Below are 14,119 nucleotides of genomic sequence, written 5' to 3'. Positions count from 1 at the left end.
CAGCCTATTTACGCCCTGAAGCACTCAGGTCCAACACCCGCAGATTGCGGAACTGAATACCTGCGCCATGCCCCAGCAGACCAAGGTGACCGCTCTTGTTGAACAGTCCCGGATGATTCCGATGGTCGATCATATAGTGGTTGCCCTTCTCGCCCGGGTCGCCTACGCAATGGCCCTGACAGGCTTCGCGGATGTTGCCATCGAGAATCACTTCTCCGTTGACCGTCACGGTGATCCGATCGCCCACGGCGCGGATTTCCTCCACGTTCCAGTCACCGAGCGGCGGGAATTTCACTCGCTTGGCGGCAATTACACCGTAAACCGAACCATGCTGCTGGTAGTTTTTGATATCCTTGTAAATCGGTGCGTCGTGGTCGAGAATCTGAATCTCCATCCCCTCGAACGCAGCGTCGACGCCCATCGGCGTGCGGATGCCGATACCGTTGTTGACGCCCTCCCGAATGAAACGGAACTCGAAACGCAGCACGAAGTCGCTATACTCTTTCTTGGTGTAGAGGTTGCCCGAACCGCCGTATTGCGCCGTCACATCGATCGTACCGTTCAGCGGCACATAATTGGTCGTATTGCCGGTCCATTTGTGGAGCGACCGACCGTCGAAAAGCACTTCGAATCCTTCAGCAGCCTCTTCCGCCGAAAGTTCGAAAACAGGCGTCGAAGGCAGCTCGTTTACATATACATTGCGGAATTCGACGGGAGCCGCGCCGGCAATCAGTTCGATGCAACCGCAGATACCGACGGGTTCACCCGGCATATCCGGATTGGTCATCACGGCATTCTCGACTATTTTCACATCGTTTTCGAAGACGGTGATACGGTCGTCCACGACCTTTACATAGAGTGTATTCCAATTACCCGGCCGGTTATCGGCATCCGCAACACCTTTATCGTCCGCCAGCATACCCGTACCGGACACACCGCCCAAACGAATCTGCGGAATGGCCCTTACCGCGATACCGGCCTCTCCAGGAGTTTTCCAGTCGAGAATCATCTCGAAGTTTTCGTATTGCTTCGGGAATTGGATCGCGGGAGCGTTTGCTTGGGCCGTGAGGATACCGTCTGTCAGGGACCATTTTTGCGCCATTGCTGCGTCAGCCTCCAGTTGTGCCTTTGCCAGGGCCTTTGGCTTCATGGCCTTGCGGGTCTCGGGGTTTCCGACTACGGCTTTCCGGTTCTCCGGTTCGAGCGACAGGGGCTCGAATCCGGCCTCGGGGAGTTTTGCCATAAGTCCCTTTATCTCGTCGACGGCATATCCTGCATCGGCGTCGGCCTTGGCGAGTTCGACGTATACTTCCAGGGCCTTTTTCAGGGCTGCGGCTACCGTCTGACCACCCATGCCGGGGTTCTTCGCGGCGACGGTCTTCACGACCAATGCCGCCGTTTCGGCCGTCGCGGGAGCGTCCATATACTTCACGGCGAGTACCAGGGCGGGGAATACCGGGGTCCTGGAGAGCGCTTTGAGCAGTTTGTTCTGCGTTTTGGCCGAAGGGTTGGCTTCCAGTCCTTTGCGGTAAAGCTGGTATTTGCGCATCGGCGTATTGTCGGAGGCCGTTGCGAAATCGGTGTAACGCGAGATGGCGGCATCGGTCCAGTCGGGGTTCTTCCCGGCCAGTTCGTAGAGCACGTCGATCATCACGGGGTTCTTCACCGTGAGCAGGGCTGCGAAGGCGGCTTTCGGGTCGTCGGCTTTCAGCAGCGCGCCGATGGCCTCATCGGTGGCGGCCTGCGCCAGCAGGGGGTAGTAGCGGGCCTTCTGCGGGGCTGCGGCCATGCGTCCCGCCACCAGCTTGTACTGCATGTCGGGAGCCGCCGGCGCCAGGGCGTTCCTCAGTCCGGCCTGCAGGGCCTTCACGTCGTCTCCCTGCGCCTTGTCCAGCAGGTCGCACAGGCGGTCGAAATCGCCGGCGGTCGTGACGCCGGCCAGCGCGTCGTAAGCTGCCGTGCGTACGGCCTTGTCGCCGGATCCGAGCAGGGCGAATACCTTGTCGGCCGCGGTCGTGATGCGCCGCTTGGCGACGAGCTTCAGCGCATTGGCCTGCGTGGCGGGGTCGCCGTCGAGGGCCGCGACGAATGCGGCGTTGGGCTTTCCGTTAAAAGCCGCGAGGGCTGCGGAAGCCTCTTTGGCATGCGCGCCTCCCAGTTGTGCTATCAATGCGTCGAGCGCCTGCTGTCCGCCGATCTTCCCGGCGGCACGGACGGCTGCCAGGGCCAGCTCATCGTCCGGCGACGACATGGCGGCAACCACGGCGGCGCTCTGCGATGCGGCGTGGCGCGCTCCCAGCCAGCTTACGACATCCGTTTGCGCGGCGTCGCTCAGCGACGGGAGCTTCTTGACGAGGGCGGCATAGAGCGCCTCGTCGGCGAAGGCATTCGCGTAATCGAGCGCAGCGCAGCGGTAGGCCCTGTCGGCGTCTTTGAGCGCGGCGAGCAGTTCCGGCGTCTGTTTTTTGGCGTCCGTGCCGAGGACTATTCCCAGACCTGCGGCCCGGACGTTCTGCGGCATGCCGGTTTTGCGCAGGGCCTTGGCGGCGGCGACGGCCTTGCTGTTTCCTGCTGCCGCGAGCCGTGCGAGCAGGGCGACGTAGGCGCCCGTTGCGTCCGTTTTCGTGAAGGCGTATCCGTCGGCCTTTGCGGCTGCTGCGAGCGGCGCGATCGAGGCGGCTGTGCCGCACTTGGCCAGCGCGTTATAGACAGCCTCTTTCGTCGGCGTGCCGGCCTTGGGGTCTGCGGCCCATTTCAGCAGCGCGGGCTCTGCGGCCGCAAGGCGCTTCTCCGCGGCGGCATAGGCCAGCAGGGCGTCCGGGGCCGGGCTTGCGTCGATCAGTGCGAGGATCTCCCCGTCGGTTCCGGGCGTGGAGATCAGTCCGCGCACGGCGTAGTCGGCGAGGTATTCGTCCGCGGCGTATTTCACGAATACGGGGGCTTCGGCCGCCGTTGCGCATAGTTGCAGCTGCGAGAGCAGGAATGCCTGGTTGGGTTTGTCCGTCGAGGCGGCGACGGCGTCCGTCAGTCCGGCGCGGATCTCCCGCGCCAGCTCTTCGCGGCCTGCGGCGGTCACGTAGCTCACCACCCCGTTGATGGCGTATTCCACGGGGGCGTTCTTGCCTTCCGCTGCGGGCACGAGCATGGCGGCCATCATCCGGATTCCGTCGGCTCCGGTCGCCGCGAGTTCCTGCATCAGGCTGTCGAACGCCTTGGGCGTCTGGGCCGGGAGTTGGGCCAGGGCGTCCGCAACGATCGTCTCGGCGGTGCGCTGGCGCGCGTCCTGCGCACCGGCTGCGAAGGGCATCAGGGCGGCGAGGAGTATGGTGATAAATATCTTTTTCATGTTTTTTTCAGGTTTTGGACGTTATCAGATTTTCCACGGCGTGCGCATCGGCTGGTCGATGAGCCGGTTTGCGGCCTCGTCTCCGACGAAGAGCTGCTTGTCGGGATCGAAATGCAGCGTGCGGTTCAGGCGCAGGGCGCATGCCCCGAGGTTCACGAGCGTGGAGCTGCGGTGTCCCTTGAGCTCGTCGAGGGCGAAAGGCTCGCGGTTGCGCACGCATGCCAGGAAATCGGTGTTCTGCGGTTCGGGGTCGGGCATTTCGGCGATCTTCTCCATGACGTCGGGAATCGTGCACTCGAAACCCTGATACACCTTGCCCAGCGGACCTTCGATGTAGGGGACCTTGCCCTTGCTTTCGTAGCCCTCGCCTTCGAGGACGATCTGACAGCCGTCGTCGTAGGTGTATACGATCTTGCGCCAGATGCCCACGGCGTCGGGATGCTGCTGCGGAGCGTCGACCTCGATCTTCACGGGCGAGGTGTCGTCCTTGCCCAACAGGTACTGCACGGGGTCCATGTAGTGCTGTCCCATATCCGTGAGTCCGCCGCCGTCGTAGTCCCAGTAGCCGCGGAACGTGGCGTGCACGCGGTGTTTGTTGTAGGGTTTGTAGGGCGCCGGGCCGAGCCACATGTCGTAGTCCAGCTCTTCCGGGACGGATTGGGGCTTGAGGTTCTCCTGCCCCACCCAGAAGAATTTCCAGGTGAATCCCGTGGCTCCGGAGATGGTCACCTTGAGGGGCCATCCCAGCAGGCCGCTGTCGACGAGTTTCTTGAGCGGTTCGACCGTCGTGCCCAGTCCGTAGAAGGTGTCCTTGAAGCGGAACCAGGTGTTCAGGCGGAAGATGCGTCCGTTCTGCCGGACGGCCTCCACCACGCGCTTGCCCTCGCCGATGGTGCGCGTCATCGGCTTCTCGCACCAGATGTCCTTGCCGGCCTTGGCCGCCTCGACGGCCATGATGCCGTGCCAGTGGGGCGGGGTGGCGATGTGTACGATGTCGACGTTGGGGTCGGTGATCAGATCCCGGTAGTCGTGATAGCTTTCGAGGGTCTTGTCGAACTTCTTGCGGCCCAGCGCGATGGCGCTTTCGAGGTGTTTGCGGTCGACGTCGCAGACCGCCACCAGGCGGCATGCATCGTTGGAGGTGAAATGATAGCTGCTCTTGCCGATGCCGCCCACGCCGATGATGCCCTTCGTGAGCTGGTCGCTCGGGGCGACGAATTTGGTGCCTCCGAGCACGCTGCGCGGCACGATGGTCAGCAGCGCCAGCCCGCCTGCCTTTTTCAGAAAATCTCTGCGGTTACTCATAGTATTTCAGGTTGTGTTTTTTTGGATGCAGTCAATAAAATAGGTAGAGGAAACAGCGGTTCCGTCGGATGGGAACCGCCGTTTGTTTACAGGGTCGTCAGCCGGATGTTGCGCCAGAGGACCTTGATGCCTCCTCCGTCGTGAATCTGCAAGGCGATGCGTCCCTGCGCGGCGCCGATCTTCGCGTCGGTGATGTCCACCATCTCCTCGCCGTTGAGCCACGTCTGCACGCGGTCGCCCTGGACCTTCAGCCGCAGCGTGTTCCAATCCCCCTCCTTGAGAATCGACTCCTTCTCGTCGGGAATCTGCACCAGCCATCCGCGGCCGTAGGACTCGTAGATGCCCGCCGTGTCGTGGTTCTTCGGTGCCACTTCGCACTGCCAGCCGTGGACCTTCACCGGCGGCTCGACGAACGAGCGGAAAAAGACGCCGGAGTTGCCGTTGGCGAGCTGCTTGAACTCCACCGTCAGGTCGAAATCATCGTAGTATTCGCGCGTGGCGAGGTAACCGTATTTTTTGTCGGGACCGCTCTCGCAGACCAGCAGGCCGTCCTTGTCGACATACCATTTCTCGGTTCCGTAGGCTTCCCATCCCGTGAGGTCGCGGCCGTTGAAGAGTTCGACCTCCCGGCCGGCCTTGCGGGGCAGCTCCTTGATTTTCAGGTTGCGGAACGAAGCGGGGTAGCCGTGGTCCTGGAGGCACAGCACGCCGCGGTGCGCCAGTCCGTATTCGGGAGCCGTCTCCCATTTGCCGCTGTTCTTGCGGGCGAACCAGTCGTCGGTCCAGGCTTCGAATTCGAGGATCTTGCGGCCGTTGAGCCAATGCTCCACGTGGCCGTTGTCGCAGACGATGCGCGACGAGTTCCACTCGCCCTGCGGATTGACAAACAGGGAATCCGCAGTCGGAAGGTGCATCGCGTAGTCCACGCCCAGCTTCTGCCACTCTTCGAGCTTCGTCGGAGCGTTCTGAGACTCCCAACCATCGTTGTCGATCAGTTGGTACTCGGGACCCGTGACGTAGGGAACCTTGAAATAAGGATTCTCGACGACGTGGTAAAGCATGCCGCTGTTACCTCCGTAGGAGAGCTTCCAGTCCCAGTCTACGATGAAGTTTTCGTATTGTTTCTTGGTGACGATATAACCCGAAAGGTCGCTCCCGTCGCCGTTAGCCTGGATGCACCCGTCGACAACGTGCCACGGCTGGGTCAGAGAGTCCCCGTTGAAGTCTTTCCATTGATCCAGGCTATTCCCGTCGAAGAGCAATTCCCAGCCGGAGGCGATCTCCGATTCGCTGAGTGTGTTGTGGCGGGGACCGCAGGAAACGGCCATGGTGAGCAGCAGCGCAAAGCCGCACACGCCGGTGACTTTGCCGCAAAAAGTAGTTGGTAGTATCATTTTATGTTGGTTTAGTGGATATCTTTAGCGGATGTACAAAGTTATCCATTTTCAGGCATGCCGCTACACGCGCGATGCACTATATAGACCGATATAAGTCTATATACAATTAATAATCAAACTAATAGAAACAAGTATGACACCCCGTATTATATAGATTTCCGGAGATCTTTACAACCCGATCCGGGCGACCTGCGACTCGAAATCGTCGCGGTCGAGCGCGGCATTGCGCAGTTTGGTGCGGTAGGTATAGACCGTAGCGGAGGCGCAGTTGAGCAGCGAAGCGATATGCCCGCTGTCGGTAATTCCGAGCCGCAGGGCAGCCAGAATCCGCAGTTCGGTCGTCAGTGAAGAGTCCGTGCGGGGAGCGAAGCGCGATTCGGGCTGCAAAAGTTCGTTGACCTGCTCGATGAAATGCGGAAAAATATCGAGAAACGAGGCGTCAAACGACTGGTAGAATTTGAGGTACTCGCCGTTGATGGTCTGCGACATGCTGAGCTGGCGCACCAGTTCATCGGCGCCCTGGGTCTTGGCAATGTGGCACACTTCGCGGCGAAAAGCGTCCATTTGTCCGATATAGCGCACCGAGAGGTCGATATAGTGACAGACATAACGGTCCTTGATGCGGTTCGAATCGACCAAAGCGCCGTTGATCTGGCGGATATGATCGTTCTTGCCGAGCAATTCGTGGTTCTTTTCGCGGAGCATATCGCTCATGCGGATCAGTTTTTCGTGGTTGTTGTGCAGGCGGCGGTGCTGCCACAGCACGAACCACAGCACGACAGTCAGCACCACAAGGAAAACTCCGGCCAGGCAGATGACCACGATCATCATTGTCTGCCGTCCGGCGATATTGGCCGCCACGGCCTCGCTGATCTTCATTGCCGCCGCCGAAGAGTTGGGAATCCGGGCGATCGACTTGCAGCGCACGGCATCGTCGAAAGTGGAACCCATATAGGCCGCGGCACGGTCGAAGTCCCCGCGGTCGAAAAGCCGGAGCGCCAGGTCGTAGAGCGAATAGTAAGAACGGGTTCCGGCGCACAGGTCGGAGATCGACGACTCGGCCAGGCAGTACGCCGACAGGTCCTCGTCGCCCATTTTCCGGGCGATGTCCGACATGGCATAATAGAGCAACGCACGTTCGGGATAACTCAGGACTTTGGCCGTGAATGGCTCCAGCAATTGCAGCGCCTCCGCACAGCGCGCACTGTCGCGAAGACTCAGCGCCTCCATGCGCGCCCGGGTAAATTCGCTCAGCCCCGGAACCGAAATGCGGCGCGTCAGGAACACCGTATCACGCCATGCCTGCTTCTGGTGCGGGTCCTCGACCTCGGAATAACGCCGGGAAGCCACCGAGCAAAAACACAGATACCATGCTCCATACTCAAGCGGAGTCATACCGACGGTATCTATTTTCCGGAAAATAGCTTCGGCGTAACTGGTCTGCCCGCGGCCCAGCCAGACATCGATATCGGCCAGCAAGGCCAGCCGCCGCTCATACCGCGAACCGCTCCGTTCGGCCAGCCGGTAGAGCCGGTCGACGTAATAGGCCGAAGAGTCGAGATCGAAAGTCACGAAAACCTGCGCCACTGCGAACACCTGCTCCGCCTGTTCAGCCGTCGGGGCCTTGGCGTCGATGCGGCCGCGCAACTCGTCGGCCTGCTCCTGGCGCCACTGCTGATAGCGGGCTTTCTGCGCCAGCTCCGCATCCAACCGCTCCAATGCGGCCCGGGTCTGCAATGAATAGCTCTCCTGCGGTGTACATCCTACCGGCAGGAGGCACGCCGCAGCCAACGAGAAAAACACGCAGAAACGAAGGATAATCCGCAGAGGCATCGTCAATAGTTTTGGGTCGGACAAATTTAACAAAAAAGCCAGGCTTTGCAAACCGAATACGTCAATTTAAACCGAACAACAGGGATAAGAGACCGGAAAGCAGCGCCGAAAGGCACTCGCCGACGGCTTCCGGAAGACGACAGCAACACCCGTACCGACTCCTAAATCAGCTCCTTACGGATTATCCCCGAAGACCGGACGACGGTTACAAGTCGATACGCCGACAGGAGGCTCCGGCCATCCCGACCGGTTTGCCGACACCCGGCAGCGAGACCGTGTGCGCCTTGTCGTCCATGTTGACGATCAGGTAAACCCGCTTTCCGTCGGGTTTTAGCCACTCGGCGGCCAACACCGAAGCATCGTCGCCGAATCCGGGAATCCGGACGACCGGATTATCGCCCGACGGGGCGAACTCGCGGATAAACAAGCCCCCGTACACCACATCATGCACTCCCCGGCGGAAGTCCATGAGCGTCTTCATGAAGCGGGCCTCTTTCGCCGCGCGCTCCGACATCAGCGGCCGCGGATCGACCCACCCGATCTGCGAACCCCACAACAGGGCTTTGGCCAGTTCGTAACGGAAGTCGCCGAGGCCCATTTTATCCGCCGTGGCGGGCGTGTAGGTAAATGCGCTGGTAACAGCACGGTCGGAGTAAACCATCGGGAATACGGGTTTGATGACGCAGGCGTTCTCCTCGTGGGGTGTATTGACCACCAGCAGCATGTCGAACAGGTCGATGTAACACTCGGCGTTCTCTTCGCTGGTCAGAATTTTCCCCTCCTGCAAATGGTTGGCGCGGATTTCGCCGATGAGCCTGCGGTAGCCGTCGTACCAGAAACTCCCGCCGCCGACCGGGTGGTCGTGGCGCTCGTTCCAGCAGGGCTCCGGCGCCGCTGCCGAAATCTGGTCGATATAGACGCCGTCGACGCCGAGCCCGGTCTGGAGACTGTCGACCAGTCCGATAATCTTCCTGTGCCAGATGGCGGTCGAAGGGCATGTCACCGTATTGAGAACCTTCGAGGTGGGATAAATTTCGGTATAGAGCGATCCGTCGGGCTTGCGGCACGAAGCATCGTAACCGCGGTCGCGCTTATAGCTGTCCGCCGCGGGGTCCCAGAGACGGCCGTTGATGTAAGGCGTGACCCGGGCCCCCGACTGCTGAACGGCGCGGACCATCCCGGCAAAGCCCTCTTTGGCAGGCAGGTAGTCGGGATAGTGCGTATCGTAGGGATGGTTGTGCCAGAAGTACCAGTGTACACCCAATCCATCGCCGAAGTATTCGGCGGCGCTTTTGACCGCATCGAACGTATCGTCGCCGACGTATTTAGCGCGCACCCATGCGTCGGCGTTATAGCACCACTGCGGAATGTTACGTGCAGAGAGCGGTTTGCTGCCCCACTCGGTCGTAAAGGTGAAAGGACGATACCACCGGACGACGGCGTCCTCCCAACCTTCGGGGGCAAAGCCCACGACCGAAGTCCAGGGCAGGCGGAACGTTCCGTTTTCGATCCAGCCGGCCGAAGCAGGAATCGCGTCATTGAAGACGACCGTTTTGTGCGTACACTGCACCGAGTAGGTCTTGCCGCAGCCCCGGCGGTCCTCTGTGCCGTAGTAAAGGGCTCCGTCGCCGTTGTGCACCAGCACGAACTGCATAGCCGAAGCATGCGAGGGATAGCGAGCCTCGAAAGTGGCAATGTCGAGCGGTTTTTCGACACCCCAGCCTTCGGTCGTAATCACTTTACCGGCCGCCGGACGGTCGATTACGATGCGGGGAAACTTCACGTCGGTGACCAGCCATCCGGCAGGCAGATCGGCCTCCAGGTTCCATTGCAGCAACTCGCCGCCGTCGGGCAGCGTGACGTACATCCGGACAGGATATTTCACCGGCGAGTAATCGAGTGTCAACTGCCACGTGAAGACAAGCGTTTTGGCCCCGGCATCGTCGCGTACCCCGACTCCCTCGTAAACAGCGTGTTCGGGCAGCAACTCGGGATTCTCGCCCTGCGGGCCTTTGTAGACGAGCGCCCACGGCCGGTCGTTCTGCCCTTCGGGAGCCACAGAACGGCCGTTCAGCACCAGTTTTTTAATCCCGAAAACCTTGCCGGCGCCGAAAACGGCCTCCACATATCGATTGGACAGGGTGTAATCGTCGCCGGTCCGGCTTACCGCAGTCTGGCATCGGGCGAAAGTCGGCAGGTTCAGCAATAGCAGGCATACCGACAGCTTGCAGATTCGTTTCATCATATTTTGACAGTGTATTTCGGGTTGTCCGTCGTGTGTTGCCGCTTCGTACCGACGACCGGTTGTTACGGGCATTTCCGGCGCTTTATATTATAAGGTATATATCCGGCAGGGAGTTATATGGTTCGGAAACGTCCCTTTCGAACAAAAGTAAACAAAAAATATTTCTCAAACAACGGGAAGTTCATAAAAAACTTTTCGATCCCCTTCACGAACGAATCGGGTATCGCATTTTAAGAGGCCACAGACCCTTCCACCGCGCCTAATATCGTTCAATATTCTAATCAACAACAACTTATACAACAAAACCATATTCTTTTACCGAGTTGATTCCAGCCATAGGCAAGGAAATATTTTTATTCGGAAACGCCCCGCCGAAGCAAATAAAACCATTGATTATCAATAGTTTAACCCCCAAAAACCAACCTTACCGGACATCCTCCCTGTCTTTTTAAAGTAAAAAAACTTACCAAAAATACACGTGATAATAATTTTATTGTTATATTTGCTTTTGCATAATGAATACTTTTAACCGAGCATTGCCGTAAAATTATGTGATACGAGTCCTATAAACGACACACCCGACTCCGCCAAAGACCGATAACTAACTGAATACCAATACCGACAAACTATTAACTTTACCTAAAAAAACGGACGCCTATGGTTAAATGACACCGGCCAAATCGAAAACTATTGACTTCCCGAATTTCACAATCTCTCGTTGTTTTGCAGTTTGCAATAACAAAATTGAACCTGGACGGACCGTCCGACGGACACACGTAGGAACCGTACCAAACTTTATCAAGTAATTTAAATGAGGAAATATGACAATGACTATACAAAAGCTCTTTTGTAAAATAGTGCCCTGGGTGTGTGTGTTGATTCCGGGGCTTATCCCGATTACGGAATTGAGCGCGAATCCAAGATTCGAGTATACCGTAAACGACCTTTCCGAGGCGGTATCGGCTCCGCAAGAGAGGGGGGGGGAATTTAAGCTAACCGGTCAGGTATTCGACGAGACCAAGGCCGGAGTCCCGGGTGCGACAGTCACCGTCAAAGGCAGCACCCGCGGCGTTATCACCGGCAACGACGGCAGTTTTACGCTCGAGGTCACTCCGACCGATGTGATCGTGATCTCCTACCTGGGTTATGAAACGCAGGAGATTCCGGTGGGCGCCCGAAAGAATATCGTCGTCGAACTGGTCCGCAAAACCTCCGAACTGGAAGCTGTGACCGTAGTCGCCTACGGCAAACAGCGCAAAGAGAGCATCGTCGGAGCCATCAACACGCTCGACGCCAAAGAGTTGAAAGTATCCACAGGACAACTTTCATCGAGCCTCGCCGGAAAACTCGCCGGTCTGGTCGTCATGCAGCGTACGGGCGAGCCGGGATCGAGCGCCGAATTCTGGATCCGCGGCGTGAATACGTTCGGAACAGGCAGCACGACGCCTCTGGTGCTCGTCGACGGTATCGAACGCAGCATGGACCTGGTCGACGCAGACGACATCGCCACCTTCTCGATCCTGAAGGACGCCACCGCAACGGCTGTTTACGGCGTGCGCGGAGCGAACGGCATCATCCTGATTACCACCAAGCGCGGTATGGAGGGAACGCCGAAGATCAACGTGAAGGCCGAATTCGGCATGACCCAGCCGACGAAGCTGCCCAAGATGGCCAACACCAGGCAATGGCTCGATTTCTACGACGAATTGTGCCGGGACAGCCCGACCGGAGAGCAGGGTTTTTCGGATTATGAGCGCCAGATGTACCTGAGCGGCAAAGATCCCGACCTCTATCCGTCCGTCGACTGGACGAAGGAAATTTTCAAGAACCTGGCCATGACCGGCCGCGTCAACGTAAGCGTGGCGGGCGGTTCCCCCAAGGTGCGCTATTACGTGGGGTCGTCCTATTACACCGAAGGCGGTATCTTCAACATCGCCGACAACAAGCGTTACGACGCCCAGATGAACTACAACAAGTTCAATTTCCGTTCGAACATCGACATCAACATCACCAAGTCGACGGAACTCGGGCTCTCGCTGTCGACCCAATACACGACGACGAACCAGCCCAACAGCTCGTTGGCCGACCTGTACAACTACACCATGCTTTCGACGCCGATCTCGACTGCACCCATCTATTCGGACGGCACGCTCGCCATCGCTTCGGACAACGGCAGCACCAACCCCTACAACATGCTCAACAACTCGGGCTACGCACGGACCGCGAACGTCGTCGCCCAGTCGCTGATGTCGCTGACCCAGGACTTTTCGGATATCATCACGCCGGGCCTCAAGGCCAACGTCAAGTTTTCATGGGACGCCCAGAACTCGACGACCCTCAACCGGGCCTACTCCCCCAACGTCTATTCGGCCACCGGCCGCGACGAGGACGGCAACCTGATTTTCGACCAGACGGTCGTCGGAACGGGCTACATGTCGCTCGCGCGGTCCAATGCCGGCTGGACGACGATCAACTTCGAGGGAAGCCTCACCTACGAACGGCTCTTTGCCGATGACCACCGCGTAAGCGCCCTGTTCCTTTACAGCGTACGCAACCGGACCAATAACGTCCCCGGAACCTATATCGCGGCTTTCCCCTATCGGAACATGGGTATTGCGGCCCGCGTCACCTACGCCTTCCGGGACAAATATTTCCTGGAGTTCAACTGCGGCTACAACGGTTCGGAGAACTTCGCTCCGGGCAAGCGATACGGTTTCTTCCCCGCCTATGCGCTGGGTTACATGATCAGCAACGAGAAATTCTGGGAGCCGCTGCGCGACAAGATCAATGTACTGAAGATCAGAGGTTCTTATGGCAAAATCGGTAACGACCAGATCGGCGGAAGCCGTCGTTTCGCCTATAACACGACGATGAACGTCTCCGCCCCCGGTTTCGTTTGGGGAACCACGGGCCCCAGCGGCACGATCTATACGGGTATTCCGACGAACGGTTACACGACCGGAGAGATCGGCAATGCCAACGTGGCCTGGGAAGAGGCGACGAAGGCCGACGTAGGTATCGAATTGGGACTGTATAACAAGGTCCGTATTCAGGCCGACTACTTCTACGAGAAACGCGAAGGCATCTTCATCCAGCGCGAATCGACTCCGTCGGTGGTAGGAACCAAGGTCGCCCAGTATGTCAACCTGGGCCGGATGCAGAATCAGGGCGTGGATTTGTCGCTCGAATTCGACCATCAGTTCAACAAGGACCTCAGCCTGTCGGCACGCGGTAACTTCACCTACAACCGCAACAAAAAACTCTACGACGATAAACCGGATCAGATCTGGAAATACCAGAACCTGGCGGGATTCGCCCAGAACCAGCAGTTCGGACTTATCGCCGAGGGTTTGTTCGAATCCGAAGAAGACATCGCCACCTGGCCGAAACAGAATTTCGGCGATGTCCGTCCGGGCGACATCAAATACCGCGACATCAACGGCGACGGCGTAGTCGACACGTTCGACAAGGTGGCCATCGGTTATACGACTATTCCGGAGATCAACTACGGCTTCGGCGCCAGCCTCAACTGGAAAGGATTCGATATTTCGGTATTCTTCTCGGGCGTCGCCAATACGACCCGTATCATCAGCGGTTTCAACCTGTTCGGACAGGCTTCGAACATCAAACGGTCGGGACAGATTTTTGCCGACGTAGCCGAAAAGCGTTGGACGCTGGACAACCAGGACCCCAACGCTCCCTATCCCCGCCTGGCCATGAAGAAGGTCGACAACAACCAGCAGGCATCGACCTATTGGCTGCGCGACATGAGCTTCCTGCGCCTGAAGAACGCCGAAATCGGCTATACGCTTCCCAGGGCATGGACCAAAAAAGCAGGTTTCTCAGCGGTTCGATTCTATGTTCAAGGCGTCAATCTGCTTACATTCAGCGATTTCAAATTATGGGATCCCGAATTGAGCGCCAGCTACGGTAACCAGTATCCTCAAGTCCGCACCGTTACGATCGGTGTAAACCTGAACTTCTAAACCAAAA

6 protein-coding genes are annotated in these 14,119 nt (G+C 58.4%); 1 reads left to right on the top strand and 5 read right to left on the bottom strand.

Annotated elements, in window-relative coordinates; translation table 11 throughout:
* Positions 1 to 4: 4 nt before the first annotated feature.
* The 5 genes from NQ492_RS09145 to NQ492_RS09125 form a co-directional block, all read right to left on the bottom strand.
* On the bottom strand, positions 5 to 3,346 hold the full coding sequence (locus NQ492_RS09145; protein ID WP_259872890.1) for a DUF1080 domain-containing protein: 3,342 nt from the start codon (positions 3,344 to 3,346) through the stop codon (positions 5 to 7).
* A gap of 24 nt (positions 3,347 to 3,370) precedes the next feature.
* Positions 3,371 to 4,651: a Gfo/Idh/MocA family oxidoreductase gene (locus NQ492_RS09140; protein WP_015547244.1), complete on the bottom strand. Its 1,281-nt coding sequence runs from the start codon at positions 4,649 to 4,651 to the stop codon at positions 3,371 to 3,373.
* Positions 4,652 to 4,737: 86 nt separating this feature from the next.
* Positions 4,738 to 5,979 (bottom strand): 3-keto-disaccharide hydrolase, encoded by a 1,242-nt coding sequence (locus NQ492_RS09135; protein ID WP_259874137.1) that lies wholly within the window; start codon positions 5,977 to 5,979, stop codon positions 4,738 to 4,740.
* 237 nt (positions 5,980 to 6,216) lie between these two features.
* On the bottom strand, positions 6,217 to 7,881 hold the full coding sequence (locus NQ492_RS09130; RefSeq protein WP_050794758.1) for a DUF6377 domain-containing protein: 1,665 nt from the start codon (positions 7,879 to 7,881) through the stop codon (positions 6,217 to 6,219).
* Positions 7,882 to 8,086: 205 nt separating this feature from the next.
* Complete coding sequence (locus NQ492_RS09125) at positions 8,087 to 10,123, bottom strand: DUF6259 domain-containing protein (RefSeq protein WP_044054718.1); 2,037 nt, start codon at positions 10,121 to 10,123, stop codon at positions 8,087 to 8,089.
* Positions 10,124 to 10,947: 824 nt separating this feature from the next.
* Between NQ492_RS09125 and NQ492_RS09120 the strand changes: the two genes are divergently transcribed.
* Positions 10,948 to 14,112 (top strand): SusC/RagA family TonB-linked outer membrane protein, encoded by a 3,165-nt coding sequence (locus NQ492_RS09120; RefSeq protein ID WP_231839867.1) that lies wholly within the window; start codon positions 10,948 to 10,950, stop codon positions 14,110 to 14,112.
* Positions 14,113 to 14,119 lie beyond the last annotated feature (7 nt).

It is taken from the genome of Alistipes shahii WAL 8301, from assembly GCF_025145845.1.
GTDB lineage: Bacteria > Bacteroidota > Bacteroidia > Bacteroidales > Rikenellaceae > Alistipes > Alistipes shahii.
Note: the sequence above shows the minus strand (reverse complement) of the source record. Positions and strands in the feature narration are given on the sequence as shown.

What these genes read in the sequence shown, in the direction of transcription:
- NQ492_RS09130 (WP_050794758.1), bottom strand. Translation starts at nt 7,881, where the DNA reads ATGCCTCTGCGGATTATCCTTCGTTTCTGCGTGTTTTTCTCGTTGGCT.
- NQ492_RS09135 (WP_259874137.1), bottom strand. Translation starts at nt 5,979, where the DNA reads ATGGCCGTTTCCTGCGGTCCCCGCCACAACACACTCAGCGAATCGGAG.
- NQ492_RS09120 (WP_231839867.1), top strand. Translation starts at nt 10,948, where the DNA reads ATGACAATGACTATACAAAAGCTCTTTTGTAAAATAGTGCCCTGGGTG.
- NQ492_RS09140 (WP_015547244.1), bottom strand. Translation starts at nt 4,651, where the DNA reads ATGAGTAACCGCAGAGATTTTCTGAAAAAGGCAGGCGGGCTGGCGCTG.
- NQ492_RS09145 (WP_259872890.1), bottom strand. Translation starts at nt 3,346, where the DNA reads ATGAAAAAGATATTTATCACCATACTCCTCGCCGCCCTGATGCCCTTC.
- NQ492_RS09125 (WP_044054718.1), bottom strand. Translation starts at nt 10,123, where the DNA reads ATGAAACGAATCTGCAAGCTGTCGGTATGCCTGCTATTGCTGAACCTG.